Source organism: Bradyrhizobium sp., assembly GCF_049519115.1.
Taxonomy (GTDB): Bacteria; Pseudomonadota; Alphaproteobacteria; order Rhizobiales; family Xanthobacteraceae; genus Bradyrhizobium.
Map to the genome: position 1 here is coordinate 1 of NZ_JBEKRB010000083.1, position 26,084 is coordinate 26,084.

35 protein-coding genes, 2 tRNA genes and 1 pseudogene are annotated in these 26,084 nt (G+C 58.0%); 20 read left to right on the plus strand and 18 right to left on the minus strand.

All coding sequences use genetic code 11. The features are described 5' to 3' along the window. A partial coding sequence (locus ABSE61_RS32950; RefSeq protein ID WP_423875388.1) for a transposase occupies positions 1 to 116 on the minus strand: 116 nt, incomplete at its 3' end. Positions 117 to 699: 583 nt separating this feature from the next. Between ABSE61_RS32950 and ABSE61_RS32955 the strand changes: the two genes are divergently transcribed. From ABSE61_RS32955 to ABSE61_RS32985, 7 genes are all read left to right on the plus strand, one after another. Further along, entirely contained in the window at positions 700 to 1,092 is a 393-nt protein-coding gene (locus ABSE61_RS32955; protein ID WP_423875353.1) for a hypothetical protein, read from the plus strand. Positions 1,093 to 1,108: 16 nt separating this feature from the next. Further along, the gene (locus tag ABSE61_RS32960) at positions 1,109 to 2,080 is read left to right on the plus strand and encodes a phage tail protein (protein ID WP_423875354.1); all 972 of its coding nucleotides are present in this window, start codon (positions 1,109 to 1,111) and stop codon (positions 2,078 to 2,080) included. 73 nt (positions 2,081 to 2,153) lie between these two features. Beyond that, on the plus strand, positions 2,154 to 2,459 hold the full coding sequence (locus ABSE61_RS32965; protein WP_423875355.1) for a hypothetical protein: 306 nt from the start codon (positions 2,154 to 2,156) through the stop codon (positions 2,457 to 2,459). 52 nt (positions 2,460 to 2,511) lie between these two features. After that, a complete protein-coding gene (locus ABSE61_RS32970) occupies positions 2,512 to 3,027 on the plus strand; it encodes a hypothetical protein (protein WP_423875356.1) in 516 nt (171 codons plus the stop codon). A gap of 269 nt (positions 3,028 to 3,296) precedes the next feature. After that, entirely contained in the window at positions 3,297 to 3,587 is a 291-nt protein-coding gene (locus tag ABSE61_RS32975; RefSeq protein ID WP_423875357.1) for a hypothetical protein, read from the plus strand. 852 nt (positions 3,588 to 4,439) lie between these two features. Next, positions 4,440 to 4,982, plus strand: coding sequence for a recombinase family protein (locus tag ABSE61_RS32980; protein ID WP_423875358.1), 543 nt, complete (start codon positions 4,440 to 4,442; stop codon positions 4,980 to 4,982). 31 nt (positions 4,983 to 5,013) lie between these two features. Beyond that, positions 5,014 to 5,283, plus strand: coding sequence for a hypothetical protein (locus tag ABSE61_RS32985; protein WP_423875359.1), 270 nt, complete (start codon positions 5,014 to 5,016; stop codon positions 5,281 to 5,283). 58 nt (positions 5,284 to 5,341) lie between these two features. On the opposite strand, the gene ABSE61_RS32990 is transcribed toward ABSE61_RS32985, so the two are convergent. The 6 genes from ABSE61_RS32990 to ABSE61_RS33015 form a co-directional block, all read right to left on the minus strand. Further along, positions 5,342 to 5,482: a hypothetical protein gene (locus ABSE61_RS32990; protein ID WP_423875360.1), complete on the minus strand. Its 141-nt coding sequence runs from the start codon at positions 5,480 to 5,482 to the stop codon at positions 5,342 to 5,344. A 677-nt stretch (positions 5,483 to 6,159) separates the two neighbouring features. After that, positions 6,160 to 6,501, minus strand: coding sequence for a hypothetical protein (locus tag ABSE61_RS32995; RefSeq protein WP_423875361.1), 342 nt, complete (start codon positions 6,499 to 6,501; stop codon positions 6,160 to 6,162). Then, positions 6,498 to 6,800, minus strand: coding sequence for a hypothetical protein (locus ABSE61_RS33000; RefSeq protein ID WP_423875363.1), 303 nt, complete (start codon positions 6,798 to 6,800; stop codon positions 6,498 to 6,500). Before ABSE61_RS33000 ends, ABSE61_RS32995 begins: the two co-directional genes overlap by 4 nt. Before the next feature lie 60 nt (positions 6,801 to 6,860). Continuing rightward, on the minus strand, positions 6,861 to 7,112 hold the full coding sequence (locus ABSE61_RS33005) for a hypothetical protein (RefSeq protein ID WP_423875364.1): 252 nt from the start codon (positions 7,110 to 7,112) through the stop codon (positions 6,861 to 6,863). A gap of 303 nt (positions 7,113 to 7,415) precedes the next feature. Then, entirely contained in the window at positions 7,416 to 7,847 is a 432-nt protein-coding gene (locus ABSE61_RS33010; RefSeq protein ID WP_423875365.1) for a BA14K family protein, read from the minus strand. A gap of 156 nt (positions 7,848 to 8,003) precedes the next feature. After that, complete coding sequence (locus ABSE61_RS33015) at positions 8,004 to 8,219, minus strand: hypothetical protein (RefSeq protein WP_423875366.1); 216 nt, start codon at positions 8,217 to 8,219, stop codon at positions 8,004 to 8,006. A gap of 1,019 nt (positions 8,220 to 9,238) precedes the next feature. On the opposite strand from ABSE61_RS33015, the gene ABSE61_RS33020 reads away from it, so the two are divergent. Next, positions 9,239 to 9,913: a site-specific integrase gene (locus ABSE61_RS33020; protein WP_423875368.1), complete on the plus strand. Its 675-nt coding sequence runs from the start codon at positions 9,239 to 9,241 to the stop codon at positions 9,911 to 9,913. Positions 9,914 to 9,992: 79 nt separating this feature from the next. Here the strand turns inward: ABSE61_RS33020 and ABSE61_RS33025 are convergent. Further along, positions 9,993 to 10,067, minus strand: a tRNA-Glu gene (locus ABSE61_RS33025). Positions 10,068 to 10,412: 345 nt separating this feature from the next. On the opposite strand from ABSE61_RS33025, the gene ABSE61_RS33030 reads away from it, so the two are divergent. After that, positions 10,413 to 10,667, plus strand: coding sequence for a PilZ domain-containing protein (locus ABSE61_RS33030; protein WP_423875369.1), 255 nt, complete (start codon positions 10,413 to 10,415; stop codon positions 10,665 to 10,667). A 47-nt stretch (positions 10,668 to 10,714) separates the two neighbouring features. On the opposite strand, the gene ABSE61_RS33035 is transcribed toward ABSE61_RS33030, so the two are convergent. Both ABSE61_RS33035 and ABSE61_RS33040 read right to left on the minus strand, forming a co-directional pair. Next, complete coding sequence (locus ABSE61_RS33035; RefSeq protein ID WP_423875370.1) at positions 10,715 to 11,359, minus strand: glutathione S-transferase family protein; 645 nt, start codon at positions 11,357 to 11,359, stop codon at positions 10,715 to 10,717. Positions 11,360 to 11,710: 351 nt separating this feature from the next. Further along, the gene (locus tag ABSE61_RS33040; RefSeq protein WP_423875371.1) at positions 11,711 to 12,163 is read right to left on the minus strand and encodes a VOC family protein; all 453 of its coding nucleotides are present in this window, start codon (positions 12,161 to 12,163) and stop codon (positions 11,711 to 11,713) included. Positions 12,164 to 12,211: 48 nt separating this feature from the next. Between ABSE61_RS33040 and ABSE61_RS33045 the strand changes: the two genes are divergently transcribed. Further along, positions 12,212 to 12,394 carry a hypothetical protein gene (locus ABSE61_RS33045; protein WP_423875372.1) on the plus strand — a complete coding sequence of 61 codons (183 nt, stop codon included), beginning with the start codon at positions 12,212 to 12,214 and terminating at the stop codon, positions 12,392 to 12,394. A gap of 207 nt (positions 12,395 to 12,601) precedes the next feature. Here ABSE61_RS33045 and ABSE61_RS33050 read toward each other — a convergent pair whose 3' ends face one another. Continuing rightward, on the minus strand, positions 12,602 to 12,883 hold the full coding sequence (locus tag ABSE61_RS33050; protein ID WP_423875373.1) for a hypothetical protein: 282 nt from the start codon (positions 12,881 to 12,883) through the stop codon (positions 12,602 to 12,604). 271 nt (positions 12,884 to 13,154) lie between these two features. Here ABSE61_RS33050 and ABSE61_RS33055 point away from each other — a divergent pair, with 271 nt between their 5' ends. Beyond that, entirely contained in the window at positions 13,155 to 13,775 is a 621-nt protein-coding gene (locus tag ABSE61_RS33055; protein ID WP_423875374.1) for a BA14K family protein, read from the plus strand. 168 nt (positions 13,776 to 13,943) lie between these two features. Then, positions 13,944 to 14,249, plus strand: a complete 306-nt coding sequence (locus ABSE61_RS33060) for a hypothetical protein (protein WP_423875375.1) — start codon at positions 13,944 to 13,946, stop codon at positions 14,247 to 14,249. Positions 14,250 to 14,343: 94 nt separating this feature from the next. Here ABSE61_RS33060 and ABSE61_RS33065 read toward each other — a convergent pair whose 3' ends face one another. Next, complete coding sequence (locus ABSE61_RS33065) at positions 14,344 to 14,529, minus strand: hypothetical protein (protein WP_423875376.1); 186 nt, start codon at positions 14,527 to 14,529, stop codon at positions 14,344 to 14,346. 174 nt (positions 14,530 to 14,703) lie between these two features. Here ABSE61_RS33065 and ABSE61_RS33070 point away from each other — a divergent pair, with 174 nt between their 5' ends. From ABSE61_RS33070 to ABSE61_RS33090, 5 genes are all read left to right on the plus strand, one after another. Beyond that, complete coding sequence (locus tag ABSE61_RS33070; RefSeq protein ID WP_423875377.1) at positions 14,704 to 15,000, plus strand: hypothetical protein; 297 nt, start codon at positions 14,704 to 14,706, stop codon at positions 14,998 to 15,000. 88 nt (positions 15,001 to 15,088) lie between these two features. Next, the gene (locus ABSE61_RS33075; protein WP_423875378.1) at positions 15,089 to 15,850 is read left to right on the plus strand and encodes an SIR2 family NAD-dependent protein deacylase; all 762 of its coding nucleotides are present in this window, start codon (positions 15,089 to 15,091) and stop codon (positions 15,848 to 15,850) included. A gap of 195 nt (positions 15,851 to 16,045) precedes the next feature. Then, positions 16,046 to 16,711, plus strand: a complete 666-nt coding sequence (locus tag ABSE61_RS33080; protein WP_423875379.1) for a cold-shock protein — start codon at positions 16,046 to 16,048, stop codon at positions 16,709 to 16,711. Between the two features lie 185 nt (positions 16,712 to 16,896). Continuing rightward, positions 16,897 to 17,412, plus strand: a complete 516-nt coding sequence (locus tag ABSE61_RS33085) for a DUF192 domain-containing protein (RefSeq protein WP_423875380.1) — start codon at positions 16,897 to 16,899, stop codon at positions 17,410 to 17,412. A 157-nt stretch (positions 17,413 to 17,569) separates the two neighbouring features. Further along, positions 17,570 to 17,646, plus strand: a tRNA-Pro gene (locus ABSE61_RS33090). Between the two features lie 38 nt (positions 17,647 to 17,684). Here the strand turns inward: ABSE61_RS33090 and ABSE61_RS37145 are convergent. From ABSE61_RS37145 to ABSE61_RS33105, 4 genes are all read right to left on the minus strand, one after another. Then, positions 17,685 to 18,101 (minus strand): integrase core domain-containing protein, encoded by a 417-nt coding sequence (locus tag ABSE61_RS37145; protein ID WP_490338383.1) that lies wholly within the window; start codon positions 18,099 to 18,101, stop codon positions 17,685 to 17,687. Positions 18,102 to 18,387: 286 nt separating this feature from the next. Continuing rightward, entirely contained in the window at positions 18,388 to 18,588 is a 201-nt protein-coding gene (locus ABSE61_RS33095; RefSeq protein ID WP_423875381.1) for a hypothetical protein, read from the minus strand. A 140-nt stretch (positions 18,589 to 18,728) separates the two neighbouring features. Continuing rightward, entirely contained in the window at positions 18,729 to 19,415 is a 687-nt protein-coding gene (locus ABSE61_RS33100) for a Crp/Fnr family transcriptional regulator (RefSeq protein ID WP_423875382.1), read from the minus strand. 1,051 nt (positions 19,416 to 20,466) lie between these two features. Next, positions 20,467 to 21,954 carry an aldehyde dehydrogenase family protein gene (locus tag ABSE61_RS33105; protein WP_423875389.1) on the minus strand — a complete coding sequence of 496 codons (1,488 nt, stop codon included), beginning with the start codon at positions 21,952 to 21,954 and terminating at the stop codon, positions 20,467 to 20,469. Positions 21,955 to 22,068: 114 nt separating this feature from the next. Between ABSE61_RS33105 and ABSE61_RS33110 the strand changes: the two genes are divergently transcribed. Then, entirely contained in the window at positions 22,069 to 23,163 is a 1,095-nt protein-coding gene (locus tag ABSE61_RS33110; protein WP_423875384.1) for a substrate-binding domain-containing protein, read from the plus strand. Between the two features lie 5 nt (positions 23,164 to 23,168). Here ABSE61_RS33110 and ABSE61_RS33115 read toward each other — a convergent pair whose 3' ends face one another. Next, positions 23,169 to 23,474 carry an HU family DNA-binding protein gene (locus ABSE61_RS33115; protein ID WP_423875385.1) on the minus strand — a complete coding sequence of 102 codons (306 nt, stop codon included), beginning with the start codon at positions 23,472 to 23,474 and terminating at the stop codon, positions 23,169 to 23,171. A gap of 38 nt (positions 23,475 to 23,512) precedes the next feature. On the opposite strand from ABSE61_RS33115, the gene ABSE61_RS33120 reads away from it, so the two are divergent. Beyond that, on the plus strand, positions 23,513 to 24,085 hold the full coding sequence (locus tag ABSE61_RS33120) for a hypothetical protein (RefSeq protein WP_423875386.1): 573 nt from the start codon (positions 23,513 to 23,515) through the stop codon (positions 24,083 to 24,085). Between the two features lie 79 nt (positions 24,086 to 24,164). Next, on the plus strand, positions 24,165 to 24,845 hold the full coding sequence (locus tag ABSE61_RS33125) for a glutamine amidotransferase-related protein (protein WP_423875387.1): 681 nt from the start codon (positions 24,165 to 24,167) through the stop codon (positions 24,843 to 24,845). On the opposite strand, the pseudogene ABSE61_RS33130 reads toward ABSE61_RS33125, so the two are convergent. After that, positions 24,832 to 26,084, minus strand: a pseudogene (locus ABSE61_RS33130) (thioredoxin family protein); the annotation flags it as partial. The gene ABSE61_RS33125 and the pseudogene ABSE61_RS33130 overlap by 14 nt on opposite strands.

Consider the following 26,084-nt stretch of genomic DNA (forward strand, 5'->3'; position numbering starts at 1 on the left):
TCGCGCAGGCCAAGCTCCTTGGCCACCGATCCGATCGAGCGGCCACTCGATGCGACCAGATCAACCGCCTGCCGCTTGTAGTCGTCCGTAAACGACCGACGTTGACGTCCTTCCATCCGACATCTCCTGGCTCTTCGAGCCTACTACAGGTGTCCATCAGTTCGGAGGAGGTTCACTGGAGTTGATTTGCTGATTTGCTACGCTTGTCAGTACACGATGAATTTTGAGAGTCACCATCTCCGCGCGCGAGGTGGTTAGACCGGAAGGCCCCTCAAGCCGAGTGGCATTCCCCCTAGTAGATTTCTGAACTGCCATTGCAAGCCGCGATAGGCATTACCAACCTCTCTTGAGCAAGCCGATCGGAAGGGTGTGCAACTGCTATGGGAGGAAGGACACATGGGGATTTCCAGACAACCCCAAAGCTACTTCAGCGACATGGTGCAAGTCAGGTGCCCACCGATATTGCCCCCAGCGATCGAACGGGCAGCGTCGTTAAACCTAATGTCGGCATCTGAGTATGTCCGCAGGTGCATTATCGACCGGCTGAAGGCCGACGGCGTACCTCTCGACGAGGTGGCGTGATGTCGGGAAACTTCAAGGACTTGCGCGATCAAATGACGGCGACCAAGAAACGCCGGGCGGACGGCGGTGCTGTCTCACTAGTTGCTGACCCGCCACTATCTCAGCCGGTGTCAGCGAATGCTATTGGAGCGCCTGCGCACAGCCTATCTACGCCCGGCTTCGCAAGCGGTAATCAGCAACTCAATGCTGTCAGGGCAAGATCCGTCGCCGCAGCAAATCAATACAAGCCCGCGCCCCGCAAAGCCCCCTCGCAAGCGAAGCGAGGCGGCCGGATTACCAAGAAAGGCAACGGCTGAAACCATGGAACAACAAGCTGAATCCATCTCTCTGGCTGCTGAACGGATGCGCCGATACCGGAAGCGACAAAGGGCCGGGATTCGATGTCTCGCTATCGAATTACGGGTAACCGATATCGATAAGCTAATCCGAAGGGGGCATTTGAAAGAAGAAATGCGTAACGATGATCCGGCAGTTATCAAAGCCATTTATGATTTTCTCGATAGCGAATAAGCGGGGCAGCTAATCAATGTCAGAGCCTATTACAGCCAATCGAAATTTGATCGCACCCCAGACCGGAGATTTGCCCGGTTCCTGGGGAACTGCCTGCCTCAATCCTAACTGGCAAATGATCGATGCGATGTTCGGCGGCGTTACTTCGATTTCGCTTTCCGGCGCGACCACGATCTTGCTGACTGTTCCTGCCACAACGGGAATCTGGGGTGGCACCGTTCCGCAATCCAGCAATAGCATGATTACGCTGATGGGAGCGCAGACTGGACCGGCCGTTCTACAATTTCAGTTGCCGGGCTTTTACATCATCAACAACCAATGCACGGGAACGACCTACGTTCAGCTTTCGCCATCTACGGGGGGCGGAAACAGTATCGGCGTTCCGCAGGGCAAGAAAAGCCATGTGTTCTTTGACGGAACCAGCATGGATTTCGTCGATCCGCCAGAGCCCGGGGTGGCGATAGACTTGCACGGCTGGACGGCTCTGCCACCGTGGATGACGGCCTGTTCTGTTCTTCCGTATTTAATCAAGGATGGTTCGGTTTATTCGGCCTCGGCTTATCCCGCGCTGTTTGCTGCCCTGGGCTCTACGTTCGGCGGCAACGGCATCACCACGTTTGGGGTTCCTGACGAGCGGGCGAGGATGCGCATTGGCCTTGATACCGTTCAGGGTGGAGCAACGTCGGCGCGCGTTACATTTGGCGTTGCGGGGATCACTGGCTCGTTGATGGGGGCGGTTGGCGGCAGTCAGGCGATGCAGACGCATACGCACGGCATTACCGATCCGGGTCACCTTCATACTCCAAATTTGTTTGAGGTTGGTCAGTATGGCGCGGGTGGGGTCACAGCCGCTCAATCCGGTAGTTATAACGGTGAGATCACGATCAATTCGTCCACCACCAACATTACCATTAACGCGGTGGGCTCCGGTTCGTCGCAGAACATGCCGCCGTCGATCGTGTCCCATTTGCCATTGATCAAAACTTGAAGGGGCATCGCGCCGGCTTTTAACGGGCCGATTATTGGAAGGCGCGATCCCAAATGATTTAGGACGCAAAACCATGTCAGCAAAGATCAGGAGAAAGCCAAAGGCTCTTATGAGCAAGCAGGAAGCCGAAGATTCGTTGCGAGGCACGTTCGAAGATTTGGTTATCGACGGCGATCTGCTTTCGTTTACGGATCATGCCGGCATCAATATCCCGCACGGCGTAGACCCGGATCATGTTTGGAGCATTTTCAGGAGCCATTACGCCAAGGGCAAAGCTGGAGTCGATATAGGCAAGTTTGCAGCCGACTTTGCGACTTGGGGTCCAATCGCAGCGCGGGTTATCGAGATTAAGCAAGAAAGGTCGGCGCTACGTGACTAGATCGGCATTACCCGTAACAACGGTTGAGCGCCTATCATCCAACTGTATCGACGTGCTGGAATTGAAAAGGTTAGGGCTCCTGCGGGACCATCGAACGGTGTTGCGGGGGTGGATTCGTTGGCCGAAGCTGACGCGCATCATCGGTTCCCGCTATTCGCTTGAACTGGATCTTGGAAACCGCAGCAATCAGCACGTGCGCGTTTCCTGGACATGGTGCCATTTCGGTGGCTGGCGCCCGTGGATGTACTGCCCATATTGCGAAAAGCGGGTGGCAAAGCTCCTAGCGGGCATGGGCGGTTATTGCTGCCGGGCCTGCATCGGTAATCCCCTCTACGCCAGCCAAACCAAGAGCACCCACGGCCGACGACATTTCGAGATTTGCAAGATCAGACTTCAGCTCAACGGTAATGCTTCGCCTTCGGAGCCTTTCCCGTCTCGCCCTCGCAGGATGCATCGAACGACATATGAGCAGCTGAAAGCCCGCGCGCTAAATCTGGAAATGGAATTACCGCCCAAGCTCCGTGGGAAGACCATCGATTACCAGAGTCTGGCCTATTACGCGCCGTGACGGCCATTACAAATTACTATTGATTTAGGCGAGACCTCTACGCGTGCCCTTCGAGGCCTCGTGACGGGAGGTACTGGCCGAAATAGCGGGCCATTACCTGACGGCAGCGGCTGTGTCTGCGATGTCAGCAAAATTGAGACGTAACTATCGAACCTAATACAGCAATTACGCATAACCGATGAGTTGGTAACTATAGATAACTGAGAATGCATGATGGATATTCGGTGATCTTGATGGGCGCACCGCAGCTATGAGCAGAAAGCAAGCCTATGGCCAACTGGAAGAACTCGGAACTTTCGTCGTTTTACCGTAAAGGCGACAAGGGAGCCGTCGATGTTCAGATTTCTGGATCGCAGATGCTCATATCGTATGAGCAGTTTGACGGGTCGACAATTTGGAAAGGTGAGGAAGTTTCACCCGGCCATTTTGAACTGACCTGCGCACGCAAGAATGGCCGCGCGACGCTGCACCGAGTGCCAGGTAAGGATGGTCTGATTGAAGGATACTGGGCCACGGGGAAAGATCAGGGGATGTGGCGGATCCAGCTTAAAGAAAAATAGTCTGCAAGGCGTGCGTTGTTCAGGTTACGCGGCTCTAAGTGATTCACCGCGCTTCAGCCGCTCCAGGTGGGCCCGAACGTCATTTGCCTCGGCAATTTGCACAGGCGCCCGAGGCGCATTCATGCTGTCCTTGATACGATCGCCGGTGCATCCCATGTGGGGATAATTTCCGACTAAAAAAGGGCGGTTCTCATGGCCGGTGGGGCAACAGCCAGATCGCCAGCAGCAGCACGAACGCGGCGAACGTCCAGCCGTTTTGCACGGCCGCCAGTCCGGTGATCCAAGGAAAGGAGTGATCTGCATCGGTTGCCTCACGAGGAATAGGGAGAGATCGCCTTCGAAGTTTTTTAGGTAGCGCGATTTAGGGGCGCTTCTCGCCAGGAACTCGGTAAAGGTAGACGACACCGTCGCCGGGCCACCGTTTGCCGCCGGCCCGGCTTTTGCAGGACCGACCTGCGCCTCACCCGCCTACCCCCGAGGCGTGGACCGCGCCGGTCCCGTCGCCGCCGCAATCACCAGCGGGGCCGGCGCACCACCCGGCACGTCGTTTGCACCGAGCTGACCGCGCAAGGCTACGCTGATACCGGACGCCGGGCGTGGACCGCGCCGGTCTCGATCGGCTCCCCAGCTTGCGGGGCCGGCGCACCTACCGGCACATCATTTGCAGGTCACTTCCAGCCTGATCCACATCAGGCGATTCCTCAGACTGGCCCGGTGCCGCCCTCCCGGTAGCAGCGCCGGGCCTTTTCGTTTCGCCTCTGTGCGAAAATCTTGAATTACGCACAAAACGATTGACCTTGATTTTGCGGGCATTATTTTGTGCAGAATTGCCGTGCAAAAGTGGAGGCGGAAATGGCGCTGCTGGGCTACGCGAGAGTGTCGACTGACGGGCAATCGTTGACGGCCCAGGTGGCCGAGCTGAAAGCGGCAGGCTGCACCGAGCTATTCCAAGAGAAGATCAGCGGCGCCAAGACCGACCGGAAGCAACTTGCCAAGCTGATCGGCCGTCTCGGCAAAGACGACGTGCTGGTCGTGACCCGTCTCGATCGCCTCGCCCGGTCGACAAGGGACCTGCTCAACATACTCGGCGCAGTTGCCGACAAGGGCGCCGGCTTCAAGTCTTTGCGGGATACCTGGGCAGACACGACGACGGCGCACGGGAGGCTGATGCTGACCGTCCTGGGCGGCCTTGCCGAGTTCGAACGGGAATTGATCCGCACCCGCACCACAGAGGGCCGTGCGCGTGCCAAAGCCAATGGCGTCGTGATGGGCCGCAAACCGAAACTGACGCACCACCAGCGCCAGGAAGCGATCGGGCGGCGGGAAGCTGGCGAGTCCTTGGTCGACATCGGCCGGTCCTACAACGTCAGTCACAGCACGATCAGCCGCCTGTAATTATGAAGAAGCCGCAACCAATCGAGCGCCCGTGTCCAGCCTGCAACGGGACCGGCATGGCGCCGGCGAAGCCACCGGAGCGCCCCGGCGTGAGAATCTACGCTACGTGCAAGGAATGCAAAGGCAACGGACGAGTTTCAGGCTGATGTTCGGATCGACCAAAAGTTTGCTGATGTGGATCGCCGGCGCGCTAGTCGCCGCTGTGATCGCCATTCTGAGCGTGATCTTCGCGATGGACGTCTATCTTGCCCTTCAAGACCCTGCCGAGCCGGTGCCAGTGCCGATTGAAGATCGCCGCTGAGTCTTCGACGGCGCGCGCATGCGTGCGACCGCCTACACCATCGTCCGTCATTCCACCTTCAGGTGAACGCGCCGAGCTTTATCCCTTTGGATGCAGGCATGGCGCGGTCTGCATGCTGCTTCTTTGCGCGGCCGCACTCAATCACATGAACGGTGAACTTGCCGTTCTGGCCGGCCAAGACGCCAACACTCGCGACCATCTCGCATCCCGGCCACAGGAAGATCCCCTAGGCAGTCTTGCGTCAAATCCTGCCGACTAATGCCGATCGTAGATCTCCGAAATCCCTTGTGCTGAAGACCATGTCGCACCGACCGAAAAGCAAAACCCCCACCGGAATGACCCGGCAGGGGCTTATTTGCGGTGGATGTTGCGAGGCGGGGTATAAACCCCGGTGTCGCGCCAAAGACCCGCACCCAAATTGAAACGCCTCCACGGCGAACTTCACAAGACGATTTTGTAGGCATCGCGCCAGGCGGGCATTCGAGAGCCACCTAGGCCGCGCTAAGTGGATGACACACAGAGCGGCTACAGGCAGCTTCTTTCTCGTCATAGCTCTGCCCTGGCAACGGCACTCGCTTGTTCAAGGGCAATTTCGCTCGGTACAATTTCAGGCCTGAGACGACGACCGGGAATGTCGTCCCAATAGAAATACTTCGACGGCCGGCCCCTCAGATGAAAAGAATTGGCGGATGTCTAATTTACCCGTTCGAGCCAATGATCGATGGAGGCCTTTGCGTCCGAGACTGCGCGGTGTTCATCTGCATGCATCCCTCCGATATCTAACTTTGGGATGGTCCATTCCCATTTCCCATCGGGGTGACGCCGAACCTGAAATTCCATGCTTTTGTATTCGGTGATCATAAGAAAACTCCAACACTAATGATGCTGTCGTTTCCTCCCTCCCGGCACACCCTTTTCAAATTCGTGGTGCGTCCGAAGTTGTAGCCCATGTAACCGTAAACGCGACAAAGCTAGCACGGCGGACGCCTCGGCCGCTAGAATTAGAATTAAACGTGATCCTTCGTTTCTAGAAACATTGCCTTCACGTCGGTAAGGCGACGCTTTCTCGCGCGGTCCCTGGTGCTGCTTCAGCGCGTGAAGCTGGCGCACTGCGATCTCGTCCTGCTTGTACCGGTCATCCTTGGCGCGAAGAACGCCTTCATGTCCTTGACGAAGACGCGACAGCGGGGGCAGGTCGAGCGGCTTGCGCTTGATCATCGCGGCTTACGCTTCATGGCGAGAAACTCATCAAGCCATCCCGGCTGCTTGCAATAGCTTTCCCAGGCCTTCCGGAACTTGACCATGCAATCATTGCGGTCGGCGCCGCGACCTTCGGCCTGATCGTCCCTCATCGGCATGACCGTATCAATTCCCCAGGTCCACGAGGTATCCGTGCTGGTGAAGGTCTGCACGCCGATCGAGCCTATTTCGAACTCGCCGTGCTCGGTTTTCAGGATCACGCGGTGATTGTTCCGAGCCTGCGGATGCAGAACTTTGCGAAGGGAGAGAGAGGTCATCCAGCATGATTCCGCCGATTGGCCGGAGAGGGAAGCCTCTAGGGCTACACGCCGGGATGATCAGCAGGCGACAGAAGCAAGGCGCGCAGCCTTACGCACCTGGCGCATCCGTTCGCAAAGCTTTCGAATTGAATATGCAGTCAGCCAAAGTAGCCCGACATAGAAGCCGCCGCGTAGGGCTAGGTCGAGAAGCTGCTCGTCCGAAAAGCCGAGTGCAAAGTGTCCGATAAGATTGATCGGCATAGCCGCCATCAATGCGCCGACGGCGACGGCCAGCCATTCGATTGCAGTTTCAGCAAGTGCAGAAGTCACACGCTATGCCCTCGATCGATCAAATCGATTTTAATATGACGGTGCTAACGGATGGTTAGCGTCAATTGGATGTCTTGGTGACGCTTGCTCATTTCTTCGCCCTCAGCCCGATCTCGACTAGGCGGCGGATGGCTTCCGATCGGTTGGGCGTGCCGGGTTGGGAGTCCGCCCAGCTATCGACCTCGGTCCCAAGTGCTGGCGACAGCCGTACAGCGGTCACCGGATCGCGACAGTCCCTCTGACGAGAAATGCCCGCCGGTTGTAGCCGGCGGGCATTTTGTTCATATCAAACGTAGCGGCGCCTCAAGGACAGGGATGACGAAACCCGTCATAGCCGAGATACGTCCCGCTGCGCGGATCGTAGGATCTGTACTGTTGCATGCAGTAAGCAACCGCGTCACCGGGAGGAGGACCGTACGCCACCGGCGGCGGACCGTAGTAGCCCGGGCCATAAGGGGCGTTAGCAATCGCTCCGCCTACGATTGCCCCTGCGATAAGTCCCCCGACAACCGGTGCGCCCCATCCCCAGCCTCCGCCTCTCCATTGTACAGTTTGGGTAACGTTCGGGTTGGCTTTAGCGATTGCAAGCAGTTCGCCGAGAGGTGCCGCACTGGCTGCGCCGGTAAACAGGAGGCCGCTCGCCAACAAGGCTGACACGGCAAGATTTCGAAGTGAAGTCGACACGGTCGTTCCCTCCAAAGTTGGGTGTGCAGAGTTGTCCGGTGATACAACCATGAGGACAAACCGCTGTCTAACGAATAGAAGCCATGGGCGAGCGTAACCCGTTCTTAATCGCCTGGGCGCATCGTCGTTTGTGACCTTCCGCTTGGTCACGTGTGTTGAGTAGAGCCGTCGCTGATCCTACCCCAGCGGCGGCTTTTTTCGTGCCGCTTAATTTGCCAGGCTGCCGAGCTTGGCGCCGATCGCAATCACCAGCATGACGCCGCCGGCATAGGCCAGATATTCGGGGTTGTGGCAAAAGGTCGACGACAGCGAGCAGACTTGGCCAGCCCAGTCCGTGCCGATAGAAATCTCTTCGGCCGCCTGACGAAACAGAAGAGCGGCCCCGCCAAGCAAAACCGCAATCAGAAAGCAGATCCCAGCCATTGTAGGGCTCGCAGGTTTGAATTGGTTACGAAGGCGGCCTAGTGCTCCAGAGAGTTCCGATAAAATTTGCAATTGCCGTTCGTCGCGAACATATCTCATCATTTCGAGATACAGCTTCGCTGTCCCGTCGGAAGGCTTTCGCTTCGTCATAGAGGCCCATGTACAAATGATATGGGCCGTCAAGTTTAAGGGCGAGTAAGTTTCGTCGTCGAAAAAACAAGAGGCAGCCAACCGAGGCGGCCTTACGGCGCCACCGCGATGTTGCACGTCCCGCAATGAAAGTCGGGACCATACTGGGTGGAGATGACCTTGAAGCCATCGGGGACTTTTTGAACGGTAGGCGCCTGATCGCCCTTGGGATGCGACAAGCGAGCCATACCCGTCTTGCCGCATTCGGGGCACCGCAGCTCTTCGTTCCACTCATCGGTCATGGTCCGAGAGAATAAGAGTGCTTTGCCCTGTTTGTCGGTTCGGTACCGGACAACAAATTCAAATTAGGACACTGCTAACTTCGGATTAGCAACCCAGAACGATCGCTGAACTACATAGGGCGCCTGCCGACGTTCCGCCCGCGTGATCTAAGCTCGTCGGCTGGGATCAAGTGAGATGTCAGTGTGTGGCATGATGCTTCCCCTGGCCTTAGGTGGGAACGCGACACTCTCGACCATCGATGTGTTGATAGATCCCACAAGAATCCAAAGGCGACTGAATCGCTGCCCAATATTGATCAATGTTCAAAATAAATTTGAACCGTCGATCTACCTGAAGTCGGCCCGCGAAAAGTCGTCCGACATTGTGGCGGCTTGATCAGCCATCGAATGCCATTGCATCGCCAGCTGCCGCCATTCCTGTTCGGTGGCTTGGTCGTTTGCGCGTTTGGCCTGATGCTCACATCCGATTGCCTTCAAATGGCATTTCGCAGACTGATCAGGCTCAGGGATACTTTGATATGCAGGCATTCTGACATTCTCTACGAGGGCACGACTGTCGTCGGTCGGAGCCGAGGAAGGGCGCGACGCTTGCACAGCTTATCGCCCTCGATACACGGGCTACTGTACATTGCCGCCGACGTTGCGCTTCTGCCCGAGCCTGAGACAGACGGTCACCACACCTGGACGGTCGAAGAAATCCAGAAATACATCAGGCGTCACCCGATCGGCACCAAAGCCTATTTGGTGCTGATGCTGTTCCTACTGACCGGCCAGCGGATCTCCGATGTCGTCAAGCTCGGCAAGCAGCATATTCGCAAACCGGAGCACGTCTCCGAGCTGCTACGGCAGACGCATCCCGGCCGGTGGCTTTCATTCACCCAGCACAAAAACCGTAAGAAGGCGCCGGTGACGCTCACGATCCCGATGCTACCGGCGCTGGAAACCGTGATCGAGCTATCGCCCTGCGGCTCGCTGACTTTCATCGAAACCGAGTTCAAAAAACCGCACACGACGAAGGGGCTGGGCAACTGGTTTGCCGACCGCTGCGTTGAGGCGGACGTGCTAGGCCGGGCGGCACGGCCTGCGGAAGGCGGGCGCGACCATCGCGGCCGAGAACGGCGCGACGCCGTATCAGCTCATGGCGATCTTCGGCTGGAAGACTCTGGAACAGGCCGAACTCTACACCAAGAAGGTCCGCCAACAGCTCATGGCGGGCGGCTCGATGCACCTGATCGGGTTCGGTCAGATCGGGAACGAATGTGACCCACCGGCGCTGGCGGTGGACAAAAGTGGGTCGCTTTCGGGGTAAAAATCCAGTCGGATCAATGGGGCCAAAAACCGATGGCGCTCCCTAGCGGAATCGAACCGCTCTCTCCACCGTGAAAGGGTGGCGTCCTAACCGATAGACGAAGGGAGCAAGGCGCCTGCCTCGACACAGCCAAATCCGGACCGTACCGCTGCTTCGCTTTGAACTAACGAAATTTAACCAGCGAATCAATATCTTGAAAGGATTTGTTCACTTTGCCGGTTTGATCAGGAAAACGGCCGAAGACCAGCGCGCGAACGTATAATGGCGTTTGCGCGTCCGGGCAAGCCGCGCGAAGGCTGGTTTTTCACGTAGGGAACGAGGGGCGGCGCCGGGCCGTTCTGGCAGGAGATGTTTACTAACAAGGCCCCTCGTTCGCTGCGGTAATTTGCAACAGTTTTTAAAGTCCGCTCCGATAAGAAGGCGCGAACGATCATCTCAAGTCGGAAGAGCATAGTGCCCGCAGCCAAAAAACGCGATGTACGCAGATCGGTGCAGCAGACCGGCTGGGTCACCCTGGAGGGTGGCTTTGCGACGCGCCAGTGTGTCGTGCACGACATGTCGGCCACGGGCGCGAAGCTCTCCGTGTCGGATTCGAGCGTGCTGACGGGCCGCATGCGGCTTGCTTTTTCGCGCGATGCCAAAACGGGCCGCCACTGCCACGTGGTTTGGCGGCGCGGGCATTCCTTCGGAGTTAAATTCGTCAGATAGGCCGCATCAATTCCAGTCTTCGCGACACGGGCCTGACAATACCTGCTTCATGACATCGGTGGTGCGATATAGCGCACGAAACCCGGACGGGTACCGATCTCTCCAAACCAGCGATCGAGATGAGGTAACGTCGGCTTGGCGATTCCCTCTACGCCAAACCAGCGCCGTGCATAAGCGCCGATCGCGATGTCGGCGAGTGTGAAGTCGTCGCCCGCGATGAAACGGCGCGTCTTGAGATAAGCGTCGACGACATGCCACTGGACTGCTTCAGCGTCGGCATCCTTCTGAATCGCGGCCATATCGCGCTGTTCGACCGGGGTTCGCACCAGCGCCCAGAACACCGGGCGGTCGACCGGCTGCAGCGTCGAGAGCGTCCAGTCGAGCCATCGATCGACACTTGCACGCAGTTTCGGCGCCTGCGGATAAAGCGGCGATTGCGGCCGATAGGCGAGCACCAAGTAGCGCATGATGGAATTGGATTCCCACAGCACGAAATCGCCGTCCACCAGCGTCGGCACGCGGCCGTTGGGATTCATCGCCAGATATTCCGGCTCGCGATTCTTGCCGAACGCCATACCCGCATCGATACGTTCAAAGCCAAGGTCGAGTTCGTGCAGGCACCACAGCACTTTCTGAACATTGACGGAGTTGGCGCGACCCCAGATGGTGAGTTGTTGATTGTCGTTCGACACGATTTTTGCCCTCGCTCCCGACGATGATCCCGCGGGTGATAGCGCAAATTCCGGACAAAAGCAGTCCTTCTCGTCATGCCGGGCAAAGAATGCTTGAAATGCAAAAATCAGGCTTCGCGATCAGCGAAACCTGATTTGCCACAGAAAGTGTTGATCGTATCTGTTAGCGACCGAAGAACAGCCACAACAGAATAATCACCGGAATCGGCACACCCAGCAGCCAGAGCAGTATTCCTCGTCCCATCATTGCCTCCTCAATTCCTCGATGGATAAGCAACGCGTGGGGCAGAGCGAAGTTCCGATGACCTGGGAGCGACAAGTAACGTGTCCAGTGCGTGCGGGGCGCCTGCGCTACCAGTGGCCGGTGTTGGGCATCGACGTCCAAGGCTCTGCCGGCGGCTTCGCATCGCCCTTTTGCAGAAGTTCGATCGAGTGCAAGTCGGGCGAGCGTACGAAAGCCATTTGGCCGTCACGCGGCGGGCGGTTGATCGTGATGCCGAGCTTCATCAAATGCGCGCAGGTCGCGTAGATATCGTCAACCTCATAGGCGAGATGACCGAAATAGCGATCCTCGCCGTATTTTTCTTCATCCCAGTTGTAGGTGAGTTCGACCAGCGGTGCGCCGCGCGTGGGAGGCAAGGTTTTCAAACGATCTTCGTCCTCGGGCGCACACAGGAAAAGCAGGGTGAATTTTGCCTTGTCGTTATCGATGCGGCGAACTTCCTTCAGCCCCAGCGCATCGCGATAAAATTTGAGCGCGGTATCGAGATTTCGGACGCGCAGCATGGTGTGGAGATAACGCATTTTTCTTATCCTCCTGAGACCGTTTGGCGATTTTGAGCGGCGTTCGGCATGACGGGGCAAGAAATAGCAGCAAAATGCACAATGTGGGAAGCGGCCGAACGCTCGAAGATCTGTATCGAAGCCCGCAAGTGGCCAATGGGCAAATCCAAACCCACGAAGGGTGGCGAAAAGATTGATTTGACGCACGCGGCTTCGATCACCGCGATCATCATCGTGGGGATGATTGCTTGATGCTGGCATTAGTTGTTGTTTAAGACTTCGGCCGCGCTGATTTGCTCGATTCCGATTCGTTCTTTGAGAACGGAATAGAGTCAGAGGGTGAACATCCTGGTCATCACATCGGGCGCGGTGGGCCTGCGTGCCGCAGCCGTGGCCGCGGGTAGGGCGCTGCTTCGTTGGACAAAGAAAGAGCCCGGCCGAAAGCCGGGCTCTTCTGTCTTACCAGTTACCGTAGTTGCGGTAGAATCGCCGCTGATACACCCGCGGTCCATCGTCGTAATAGCCGGGGTTATCGTAATAACCGTCATCCGGGACGTAGCCGTAGCCTGGGCCGTAGTAGCCATTGTTGTAGGCGCCAGCGGCTACTGCCGCACCTAACGCTGCCGCTCCTACACCGGCGCCAATTGCGGCGCCTCTGCCAAAGCCCCGGGCGTCTGCAGGCGCCATTGCCGCTGTTCCAACAGCCGCCACAGCTGCGACAGTCAGGATAAATTTTCGCATCAGATTTCTCCTTATCATCGCAAGACCAACATACGTGGAGCATCGTTGTTGCCGGAACCAGGCAGGATTCTTTTTGAGGTTGCGGAAACCATTCGGTGTTCTGCCCGATGCGAACGCGGTTCCCTTCGTTATCGTGGGCGCTTGTTCTTTCGTTCCAGGCCGAGTTCGCTTTTTCTAAGCCGTAAGTCCGCTGACCCCGCTATTTTGCGATGCACCGGAACGATCGTCTCTTGAGGAGGTTGGTTTAGCTACACAGTCCAGGAGATACAGTATGACGAGATTTGGTATTTTGGGAGCTACGGCTCTAACGCTTTCACTTGCGATCGCAACCCCGGTTCTGGCGCAGCAGGCACCGGGTAGCAAGGCCGGCGCTCATGCAGCGGCCGGGAATATGGGCGGCGCCCGTATGGGTGGCGGTCCGCGTATGCAATCTAACTTCCGCGGTGCTCAGGGTAATGTTGGCGCTGCCAATTTTGCCGGCCGTGGCAATGCGCAGTTCGCACCGCGCGGTAACCCCCAGTTTGCGCAACGCGGCGGCGAATTCCGCGGCGATCGCGGCCGCGGCTTCGGGCGCGATGCTGGCTTTGCCGTTGGCGCAGGCATCGCGACCGGTGCGGCTATCGCGGCGGGCGGTTACGGCTATGGCTATTCGGATCCGTATTATGGCGACAATTATGCCTATGACCCGAATTATGCCGGCGACAACTACGGCTACGATAACAGCTACGCCTATGATAATGGCGCTACGTTCGGTCAGCAGCAGGCGTGGGGCGATCAGACGACCGTCGCTGTCGGCGGCGATGCATCGTACTGCGCGCAGCGTTACCGCTCCTACGATCCGGCGAGCGGGACTTACCTCGGCTTTGATGGCTTGAGGCATCCTTGCCAATAAAGCGTCGCCAATAAAGCGCCGTCTATCAGATGACCCAAGAAAGAGCGGTCGAATCGGACCGCTCTTTTTTGTTTAGTTCCCACGATCTTCACATTCCTTCGCGGTTCCCGCTGCAACCATCACGGTGTTCTCGCGTTGAAATGTGAGTACTGAAATGGAGGAACGCGCATGAAAAAGACACTGGCAGTTTTAGCGACGGTTGCCGCAGTTGGTGCGACCAACGTCACGGCGCCGGCCGAGGCGCGCGGAATTGGACCCGGGCTAGCCTTCGGTCTGGCAGCTGGCGCGATCGCGGCGGGCGCCGCCGGCGCATACGGTTATTACGGTCCTGGTTACGGATACGGCTATGGCCCCCGCTACTACGGATACGGTCCCTATTACGGGCCGTCCTACGGTCCGGGTTATGCGTATTATGGCGGGCCATATGGTGGGCCATATTGGCGGCACCGCTATTGGCATCGAGGTTACTGGTAAAACGGGTCTTGTTTTCAAAGGATAACTCGTTGGCGAAAGAAAAGCCCGGAGGTCACTCCGGGCTTTTCTGCTGGCTCGGCGAATCCTGTTCACCTCACGGCCAGGCTTGCACGCGTTCAAGCGCACATTTCGATCGCTCGCTATGACGTGCGTTTTCCAGCGTGGTCGTGCAATATTCCTCGCGCTCGCGTCTGAATTTTTCCTGAGTGGCTTTGAAATTGGCCACGCGTGCTGCGATTTCCTCGCGCTCGCGCGCCAGCCGATCGTGCCGTTCGCTCATGCCCATCCTTTGGCGTTGATTCGTGTCCCGCAAACATTGGCGTCCGCAATTGGGGCGCGAATGGGATGAGAGCGCCGCAAGACTGTGATTGAACGGTTGTGATTGTGGATAAGGGTGAAGGCTGCTTGTGACGCGCGATCCTTGCCGGTAGCGAGAGCGCGCACAGGAGGCCTTATGGCAAAGATCGATCTGGATTCACTGAACATTGAAGAACTCGCGGCACTGCGTGATGCTGCGACCGAAAAGCTCGCCCAAAAAGTAATGGTACGACAGGCCGAGCTCGAGGCCGAACTGGAAAGTCTGTCGCAGTACGGCAAGCTCGCCAAGAAGGCGCTGGTCGCGCCGCAAGTTGGCAAGCCGAAGAAGGGCGATGACCCTGCCCGCAAAATCGACGAAGCCAAGGATGCTGTCGCCAAGAATGTTGTTGCGAAGGATGCTGTTGCAAAGGATGCGGTCGCGAAAGCGGCCTGACCTCATTCGAAATAACACATTGTTCGAAAGTGCCGGCGGGCCCCCCCGGTATTGCATTTGATACGGGGGACCCGTTAGGCTGTGCGTAGTGATTGCGTCAGATATCAGTAGCGGCGTGGAGCAACTCGGCGAGATGATCGCTGGAGCCTCCATGATCGTTCCCTTTACCGGCGCCGGCATCTCGACCGAGTGCGGCATTCCGGATTTCCGCTCACCGGGCGGGCTGTGGACTCGCAACCGGCCGATCCCTTTTGATGATTTCGTCGCGAGCCGGGAAGCGCGGGATGAGTCATGGCGGCGGCGTTTTGCCATCGACGCGACATTTGCCGCGGCCAGGCCTGGGCACGGTCATCGCGCCCTGGCTTCGCTCTACCGTGCGGGAAAGATCCCGGCGATCGTGACCCAGAATATTGATAATTTACATCAAGCGTCAGGCTTCGCGGACGATCACGTCATCGAGCTGCACGGCAATACCACTTATGCGCGCTGCATTGGATGCGGTCTGACATACGATCTTGGCTGGGTGAAGCAGCGTTTCGAAGCTTCAAGTCATGCGCCGGATTGTGCGACCTGTGGTGAGCCGGTGAAGACGGCGACCATATCCTTTGGTCAGGCGATGCCTGAAGAGGCCATGCGCCGGGCAACGGAACTCGCGCAACAATGCGATCTGTTTCTCGCCATTGGTTCGTCGCTGGTGGTCTGGCCGGCGGCGGGTTTTCCGCTGATGGCCAAGAGCGCTGGCGCACGATTGGTCATTATCAACAACGAGCCCACCGAACAGGACGACATCGCCGACCTGGTCATTCGGCATGATATCGGGGAAACGCTCGGGCCGTTTGTAGGCAACTGATGCCTAATTGATTCGCTGACGCGCAAGACTGTTCATAGGTTCCGGAAGAATCGTTTTTTATCTATGCGCCGCAGTCGAGAGTGTTATCTTTTGATTCGAGAGATTCGCGGCGTCTTCTGAATATTGGGATAGACGCGAGAGAATCGCCGCCGCATTCGCCGGCGGGATGTTTATAATGTTGTGGGGTCCGGGGTCATGGGGTCGGACGGATTTGAGTCCAAGAAGCTCGGAGTTCAATCGCCCGGCGGGGCGGTTGGACCGGCAAGGCTCGGTTCTGGATTTTCCGCCGCTGGCCCGAGAGATGCTGTGCTTGATGCACTGCAGGGGCTCGGCGAGGCTGCGGCGAATCTTGTCGAAATCAGCGGCGTCATCAAATGGTTCGACGCATCAAAGGGCTACGGCTTTATCGTCCCTGATAATGGCTGGCCGGATGTTCTGCTGCACGTAACGGTTCTTCGCCGCGACGGCTACCAGACGGCCTACGAGGGAGCCCGTGTCGTTTGCGAGTGTGTGCAGCGCGCAAAAGGTTATCAGGCCTTCCGCATCGTCTCGATGGACGAATCGACGGCGATCCATCCCGCGCAGATGTTGCCGCCGAGAACTCACGTCAGCGTCACTCCGACCAGCGGGCTGGAGCGGGCTCAGGTGAAGTGGTTCAACCGGCTTCGCGGGTTCGGTTTCCTGACCTGCGGGGAGGGAACCCCTGATATCTTTGTCCATATGGAAACGCTGCGGCGCTACGGCATGACGGAACTGCGCCCCGGGCAATATGTCCTGGTCCGGTTCGGGCCGGGTTCCAAGGGCATGATGGCGGCTGAAATCCAGCCCGAAACCGGTTCGCCCGGACTTTCCTCGCACTAAGCCGGCCGCCGGGCGGCCAACTCCTCTAGGTTTCCTCGATTCCTTTGGCGCGCCGCCTACTTGTGGCGCCCCAAAGAGCGCTGCGAGCCTCGAAAAATCGCAAAAGTGACTGCCTCAAGCCGGTGTGAATGTTAAAAGCGCGGCGTTGCAGTCAGCAAGCTCGCGCCGGATCGCTGGTGCGACCAATGAGGCGTGGTGGAATGGTGTCGAAAAAGTCTGATCAAGCGGGCAACGGTCGTTGGCCGCATTTCCAATTCTGGATTTCACTTGCGCTGGCAGGCTCGCTTTGGGTGTTCGCCGGCGAAAGCGCGCGGGCCGCATCGATCCAGCCGCTTGAGATCGTGACCAAAACCGGTGTGCACGTATTTTCGGTCGAGATGGCGACGACCGAGGATGAGAAGGCCACAGGGTTGATGTACCGGAAGGAACTCGCCGAAGGTAAAGGCATGCTGTTCGACTTCACGCCCGAACAGGAAGTGTCGATGTGGATGAAAAATACCTACATCTCGCTCGATATGATCTTCATTCGGGCCGACGGCAGAATTCTCCGTATCGCGGAAAATACCGAACCGTTATCGACCAAGATCATCCCGTCGCGGGGACAGGCGAAGGGGGTGCTGGAGGTGATCGCCGGCACGGCGCAGAAATACGGCATCGCTCCCGGCGATCGCGTGGGTCACCCGCTGTTCAGCGGGAAATAGACGGGCCACCGGCCGGGCTGAGCCATCTTGTCCAAACAACGCGTTATGGTGTTGTTCTAACTTGTCATTTTAGAACAGCCTCGCGGATGCCGCGCCCCATGCATCCCGCCTTGCTGATGGGTTCCTAAGCGTGTATCGACGTGATCTTCCTTGAGATCGGGGTATAGCGCAGCCTGGTAGCGCGGCAGTTTTGGGTACTGCAGGTCGTTGGTTCGAATCCAGCTGCCCCGACCAACGGACGATGAGTCCGTTCCGGACACATGGGTTACGTTTTATTCCGAAGACATAGGTAACACTTTCGGTCGAAGGGGTTTGCAAGGGGGCGAGCCTGCAGGTCTTGTCGTCGAAGTAGCCGAGATCATAGTCCGTGAAGCTGACCAGCCAAATGCGGTCGTCAGTTTGCTTGATGCCGACGGTCTGGCTGGCGAACACCTGACTGAGATTGATCTTTGGTTGTTAAAGCAGATGCGGCCGCAGGTCGTGACGGTGGCTGCCTTGTCATGAAGCGAATAATCGATATCCGGCAAGCCGCGATATGGCCGTGACGAGGGCGGGTAGCGCTGAGCCGGACACTGCATGTTGAGCGCCTGGTGGGGCCGCTCGTTGTTGTAGCCTTCGATGAAGTCATCGAACCTGGCCTGCTGCTGCAGGAAGTTTTTGGCGGCCGGTTTGGTGGCCTCCAACTTCAAGGGTCAGATGCATTCGCTCATGTCGGCCGTTCTGCTGGGGTTGGTCGGGCGTGATGCGCTCGATCAAAGCTCTCCGTCTGGTGGCTCAGGCTTGGCATCAAGCCCATGATCAAGCGAGAAGTCCGTCCGTGGCATGATGCTCCCCTTGGCGTTAGGAGGGAACGCAACGCTCTCGGTCTCGGACAAACAGATTGAACGGTGAATAAACCGGGTGAATTTTTGGAGGTCCGATTCGCTGCCCAATATTGATCAGTTTTCAAAATAGATGAGAGTTGCCGACGAGTGACTAAAATGAATCGTCCCGCGAAGCTTCGTCCGACAGCGCGGCGGCTTGGTCCGCCATCGAATGCCACTGCGCCGCAAGTTGCCGCCATTCCTGTTCGGTGGCTTGGTCGGTTGCGTGTTCGGCCCGTTGTTCACACCCAACGGCTTGCAGGTGATATTTTGCAGACAAGCCAGATTCGAGGATGCGTCGATACGCGGGCATTTTACCGCTCCCAAAATACCCCGGCGCGCGGAATTGTCTGTCGCCGGCAAACCGGGATGGCCGGGGCGACGACAGCTTATCTCTCGTTAGATTTGGGACCCTGTTCAGATTTGCTCGGCCGCCGAATTTTTTTGCCGAGACTATGAGCCGCCTTCTTCTAATTTTAGCTGTGGTTTGTCATGCAAGACAGCGCTCAAAAGCGAATTGTAAACCTTGATGTGTCCGTTGTAGTCGATGAGCCCAAGTTTGCGAAACTTGTTCATGAAAAAACTGACCCGGGATCGGGTGGTGCCGATCATGTCCGCCAGTGTTTCCTGACTGATGGTTGGATTGATTGGCTGGGGGCCTCCTTCCGTTCCAAAATTGGCGAGTAGCAACAGCAGCCGCGCAAGCCGCTTCTCGCTTGAATTAAATAATTGGTCGATCAGATCTTCCTCGACCCGCCTGTTGCGGGTCAGAAGATAAGCCATGAATATCTCGGAAAATTGCGGCTGGTCCCGAAGCGTAGCGATCATCGCAGTCTTGGTAATCGCCGTGATGACGCAGTTTTCCATTGTCGTCGTCGTGCAGATGCGCTGCCGATGGCCATTCAAACAGCCTTCACCGAAAAACTGACCCGATCCCAATATGCCAACCACGGCCTCCTTGCCTTGATCGGATAGGACGGTGAGTTTGATCCTGCCTTTCTGGATGTAAAACACCGTGTCAGCGCGATCTCCTTGCACGAATACGTTCTGACCTTTTTGAAATTGAAGGATGCTTTTGCCTTCGCCCACTTTGGCCAGAAAGACCTGAGCATCAAATGCATTCTTGGCTGGCTTCCCCATCAGAGGCTCCTGTGGCTTCTAGCGCCAACATCGGTCGGGGCACCGTCATAATCCCGGCCGTCCGCAGGGTCTGGTCCGCTCGCGGAGGTTGTTTAGTCTGGCACGGAACCTGGCATTATTCCAGCGCAAGTTCACGAACTGCGGCGGCCCAGCCGGGGGTCCACGAGCCTATGGCTGCCATTGATATCAAACAACGATGCGGCAGCGGTCACCTCCAACTGGGTTCATTCGCGACGGGCTGGAGACTTCTATCGATTACGGTAAGGCCGCGCCTGATCCTCCTGATCTCTCTGCCGGTCGAACGTTTAAGTCGTTTCGAGTATAATATTGACCATACAACCCCAGGATTTAATGCTTTGTTCGACCCCATCACCGCCTAACAACAGGCAACCCGTACGGTGACAGAGTGTTGTGCTCCCGCCTATGATCGTAGCGATGCAATGCCCCAATCAAAGCAGCCGGTCCCAGCTATCGAGTTCTCATCCCAAGTATCGTTGTTTGGTGCGCTCGCGGTGAGCGTCCTGCTTTGGGTGTTGCTTGCGTGGTGTATCTGGCAGGTCTCCGTTGACCTATTTTGACCCGCGGCGGGAAATGCTCGAAGCAAGTCGGTGCCGGACACAGGCCGAGGAATGTCATCGCCTCATGCTTTTGGCACAGAGCGGAGCCGAAGCTACGATTCTTACGAGCCTTGCTCGAAGCTGGAAGATGATAGCCAATCAGACCGACCGATATATCGCGATCATGAGAAAAGCCGCCGCTCAGGGAAAATAGAGGCGCCTCGGTTAAATGCCCGGACGCATGGAAGCCCTGTCGCTGTGAGACCGGCTCAAATCTAAATTCAGAAGTACCACAATCGCGCGAATCCGAACCACCGGCTGTTTATTTCCAGTGTCAGATGTGCAGTCGACGCCCACTAACACGCCCTCGTGCACTTGCAAAGAATGCGGCGAGCAAATGAAACATTTCGCCGATCTTCATCGCTTCGGCCGCGATGCCTTTCGCAGCAAAGTGCGCGGACTTTCCAGCCCGTGCATTGCCACTTTGATCATCCTCAGGCTTTGAGATTCATCCAAATCGCCTTCGGCTCGGTGAAGTTCTCGATCGCGGCCGTACCGTGTTCGCGGCCAAGGCCGGAGTCACGCTCACCGCCCCACGGCAACCGCACATCGGTATAGCCGTAGGTGTTGATCCAGACCGTTCCGGCCCGCGCGCGCTTGGCGAAGCGCTGGACCCGGCCCATGTCGCGGCTCCAGACGCCCGCGGCCAGGCTATAGGCCGTGCCGTTGGCGATCCGCAGCGCGTCGGCTTCATCCTTGAACTTGATGACGCTGACGACGGGGCCGAAGATTTCCTCCTGCGAGATTCGCATCTCGTGCTTGACGTCGGCAAACACCGCCGGGCTGATGAAATAGCCACGCTTGCCAATCCTCTCGCCGCCGGTAACCAGCGAAGCGCCTTCCTTTTGACCGATATCGACATAATCGAGAATCGACTTCATCTGCTTTTCGGAGATCACCGGGCCCAAGGACGTATTGCGATCCAACAGATCGCCCATGCGAAGCGATTTGGCTCGCTCCGCGAGCCGTTCCACGACTTCGTCGTAGGCCCCTTCCTGAACCAGCACGCGGGAGCCTGCCGAGCACACCTGGCCCGCGTTGAAGAAGATGCCGGCAGCCGCAGCCTTGGCGGCGGCATCGAGATTGGCATCATCGAAGATCACGTTGGCGGACTTGCCGCCGAGCTCAAGCGAGACGCGTTTGAAGTTGCTGGCCGCGCCCTTCATGATGCCGCGGCCGACGCCCGGCGAACCCGTGAACGTTACCTTGTCGACATCGGGATGATTGACCAGCGCGTCACCGACGACACGGCCTGGACCGGTCACGATGTTGAACACGCCGGGCGGAATGCCGGCTTCAAGCGCCAGTTCGCCGATCCGCAGGGCCGACAGTGAAGTCAGTTCGGCCGGCTTCATGACCACGGTGCAGCCGCACGCCAAAGCGGGGGCGAGCTTCCACATCCCGATCATCAGGGGGAAATTCCACGGCACGATCGCCGCAACCACGCCGACCGGCTCACGCACAGTGTAAGTCAGCGCATCGTCGCGCGTCGGCACGACGTCGCCGCTGATCTTGTCGGCCCATCCGGCATAATAGGTCAGCGTATCGATAGCCGCCGGAAAGTCCTGGCGCGTCGTGGCCGAGATCGGTTTGCCGCCGTCGAGGCTTTCGATCTCGATGATTTCGTCGGCATGCCGTTTCAGAAGCTCCGCCCATTTGAGCAAAAGATTGCCGCGCTGGGCGGCGCGCATCGTGCGCCAGGGTCCTTCGAAGGCGCGGCGGGCTGCCGCGACGGCCCGATTCACGTCGGCCTCGTTGCCTTCGGCAATGGTGGCGATGACCTCTTCGGTCGCGGGATTGAGGGACTTGAAGGTCCGTCCCGAAGAGGACGGGACGCGATGACCATCGATCAGGAGCTGGTGCGGTTTCCGCAGGAACTCGCCCGCGGCCGTCTCCGGGGTAAAGTCATATGCAATAGACAACATATTTCCTCCGTAGCTTCTGACTAAACGTAGGAGGATATTTCCAGTAGTAAATATGATATTGATTACCTATGACGCCGCTATATATGAATTAGAGTTCATAAGGTATCGAACGTGCTGCACATCGAGATCGAGCCGGTCTGGCGGTTCCACAAGGAAGACAGCCCCCAAACCGTCGTGGTGATGCTGGGCGTCCTCAATGAGATCCGCAAAACCGGAAAGCTCACCAGCGCCGCGAGGGATGCGCATCTGTCCTATCGCCATGTCTGGAACCTGATCGAGCAGTGGTCGAAGTTTTTTGGTGTGCCGCTGGTCGAAACCCAGCGCGGCAAGGGTTCAAAGCTCACTGCATTCGGAGAGAAGCTGGTCTGGGCCGGAGAGCGGATGCAGGCTCGTCTCGGTCCGCAGCTCGAAAACCTCGCGCAGGAACTCGCAACCGAGATCAAGCCGTTTCTGCATCAGCGGCCATCCGTCATTCGCGTGCATGCCAGCCACGGCTTTGCCGTTTCGAAACTGCGGGAGTTGTTGGACCGCGAACCCGGCATCGGCGTTGACCTGCGTTACGTCAGCAACCAGCATTCGCTGGTCTCGCTGGCGCAAGGCGCCTGCGAACTGTCCGGGGTGCACCTGCCGCGCGGCGAATTGCGCGCGCAGGGCGTCCAGGCTTGCAAAGAATGGCTCGATCCGCGCCAGGATCGAATCATCAGCTTTGTGACGCGCGAGATGGGGCTGATGGTGAAGCGCGGCAATCCGCTGAAGATTGCCTCCATCAAAGACATCGCAGATACGCAGGCGCGCTTCGTCAATCGTGACCACGATTCGGGAACGCGGCTGTTGTTCGATCAGCTTCTGGCACTGCACGGAATCGTCGAGGCACAAATCAGCGGCGCGCAGCAGATCGAGTTCACGCATGCCGCCGTCGCCGCCTACGTCGCGAGCGGCATGGCCGATGTCGCCTTCGGCGTCGAAGCCGCGGCTCGCCAGTTCGGCCTCGATTTCATCCGCCTGCTGACGGAGGATTATGTTTTCGCCTGCCGACAAACTTTTCTGGAGACCGAGCCGATGCGGCGGGTTCTTGACATCATGAAGGGCCATGAATTTCAAACGGCCGTCGCGGCGCTGCCGGGATACAAGGCGACGGAAACCGGCGTCGTGCACTCGGTGAAGGAGTTTCTCGATCGGTTCGACAGCCCTCCGCGAGACGTCTGAAGCCGTCAGGGGTTGTGCACGGCGTCCTTTGCGACCTTCAACGGCGATGCCTTCACGGACCTGCTGGCGGGCTTGGCCGCAAACTGCATCGGTTCTTTGGTGAAGGGATTGATGCCGCTGCGGGCTTCTGTCGCCGGCTTGTTCACCACGGACATCTTTGCGAAGCCCGGGATCACGAACTCGCCAGTTTCGTTCAGTTCCTTGTAACCCACGGTTACCAGATGTTCGATGACGGTCTTGACGTCATTTTTGGAAACTTGCGTCCCCTCGGCAATCGCCTCAATCAACTGGTTTTTCGTCATCTTAGCCATCTTGGAGACCTTAATATGAGGGGAATCGGGGGAAGTCTGTGACGCCTGGAATCGGCTCGACGCAGACGATCCGCTTGGGTTTGTTAGAACAAAGGACGCGGCCGGGTTCAAGTGAAAAGCAGTGCATATTTCACGGTTCGGCCATGAAAGGGGCGGCGTCCGAGCACGGGCCGGACGCCTATGTCGAAGATCGCTATATTTCATATAATATAACGCAGAAATGGCCACGAATGGACATTGAGTCACAATCGCTCACGGCGTGCGAAGTCGCCCCGGACGGCAACACGGTTGTTCTGGGCTTTACCGACTCGCGCGGGGTACCCGCCAGAATACGGCTGCCGTTGAATCAGCTTGGCGCGCTTGCGATGACATTGCCCGATTTGATCAACAAGGCCCTCCAGTCGCGTTACGGCGATCACACGTTGAGATACGCCTATCCGCTGGCCTCCTGGACCGTCGAGCGGTCGTCTGAACCGGGCACGGGAATGATGACGTTGTCCACGACCGACGGTTTCAGCGTTTGTTTTGCCATGGAACGCGAGATGCAGCATATCCTTGCAGAAGCGCTGGCTTCTGAAAGCACTGGCGAGCCATCGGCGATCATGAACTAGGTTCTGATCTTAGGTAATCTCTTCTCTGCAAGGCCGTTTCCATTGACCCGATCCCGACGATCCGCCGTGGCTCTGCGGCATGTGGCCTTCGATCATGGAACGCGAAGGCTGGGACGTCGCATTCTGCGAGGCCGCGGTCGACGATCTCTCTCACCACTCGATCAAGAACGCTGAGCTCCTGATCATTCTGGGCGGGCCGATCGGCGTCTGTGAAACGGATGATTATCCGTTTCTGACGGCTGAGATCGCACTGATCGAATACAGATTGTCACGCGATCTTCCGACGCTCGGAATCTGTCTCGGCAGCCAGCTCATGGCGAGAGCACTGGGTGGCCGGGTTTTCAAGGGGCCTGTCAAGGAAATCGACTGGGGTACTGTGGATTTGACGCAGCAGGGCAGATCGTCCTGCCTGAAGGCGTTGCAGGGCGACGACGCCGTCGTTCTGCATTGGCACGGGGATACGTTCGATCTGCCACGCGAAGCGACCAGACTGGCATCGAACCGAAACTACGAGAACCAGGCGTTCAGTACGGACGCTACGCGCTTGCGCTTCAGTTCCACCTGGAGGCCGATCCGAGGCAGCTCGAAGAGTGGTATGTCGGCCACGCGGTCGAGCTTGCCTCCGCTCAAATATCCATCGCAGGTTTGCGAACCGCCGCGCAACAGCATGCGAATGGCGTGGCGGTTCGCGCAGATCATGTCTTCAGCAGCTGGTTACGCCAGCTGGAACCAACCGACTTTCTCCATCAACCGAAGGTGAAGGCGTAAGCTTGTACGCCGGGATCGAGAAAGCGAATCTCGAAAGTATGATCGGCCACTGATCCGGGAGCGCGAACGAGCTGATATAGCCGCTGCGTCGTCACGACGCCGTTTCCTTCGGCATCGGCATCCGTGCCGTGGGCATCGCCCGGTGCCTTGCCGTCGATGGCGGACGCGGAAGCGGATTTGGCTGCCTTCCGCCGAAGGGCCGAGCACGAGATGCAGGTCGCGGGCGTGGAAGCGGTAGACAATGCTTCCGTCCTTGTCGTCGAGTTGCGCGCGCTCGGGTCCTACGGTCCAGTTTCCGATCAATGACCACTCATTGAGCTGCGGTTCGCCCGCGGCATAGGTGTGGTCCTTGTCCGCCACGACGCCGCCCGGGGACACAAAGTGATTGCCGCGGTCGTAGCCAACATAGGTCTCGGGCGACTTGACATCACTGGTATCGGCGGCGGCTTGCGCGCCCGAAGCGTTGACGGTGACTAAACCTCCGGGCACGTCCTTGTTGCCGGCGTCCTTGAGCATCTTCTGGATGATCTCTTCGGACTCGTCGTATTCGCCTTCGCCGAAGTGGTGATGGCGAACCTTCCCGTTGCCATCGATGAAATAGTGCGCCGGCCAGTACTCATTCTCGAATGAACGCCAGATCTTGCATTCGTTGTCGATTGCGACGGGATATCCGATCTTGAAGGTGCCGAGCGCGGTCTTGACGTTGGCGACATTACGCTCGAAGGCGAATTCAGGTGCATGGACGCCGATCACGACGAGACCATGATCTTTGTATTTCTCCGCCAAGGCCCGCACATAGGGAATCGAGCGCAGGCAGTTGATGCAGGAGTAGGTCCAGAAGTCGACCAGCACGACCTTGCCCTTCAGCGCCTCAAGGCTGAGCGGCGGCGAGTTCAGCCATTCTTGCGCGCCTGCCAGCGACGGCATGAGGTCTTCGACCGGCAACTCTGCGTTGGCCTGTTCGGATGGTGTGGGCTGCTTGGTCATCGACGGTCCAGACGCCGTCTTCTGGTTGGGACGGAGCTTGTCGAGGAGGCTCTGCTCCAGCGTTGTGGTGCCGCCGACCGAGATGTTGGTGAGGAAGCCGGTATCGGCTCCGAGTCCGATGGCAACAACCGCCACCAGCACCGCCGCACCCAGCCCGCGGCGGACCCATTCGCCGGCGCCGATTGACTTCTTCATCGCAGCAAAGACACGGCCGCCGACCAGCAGCGCCAGCGCCAGCGATGTC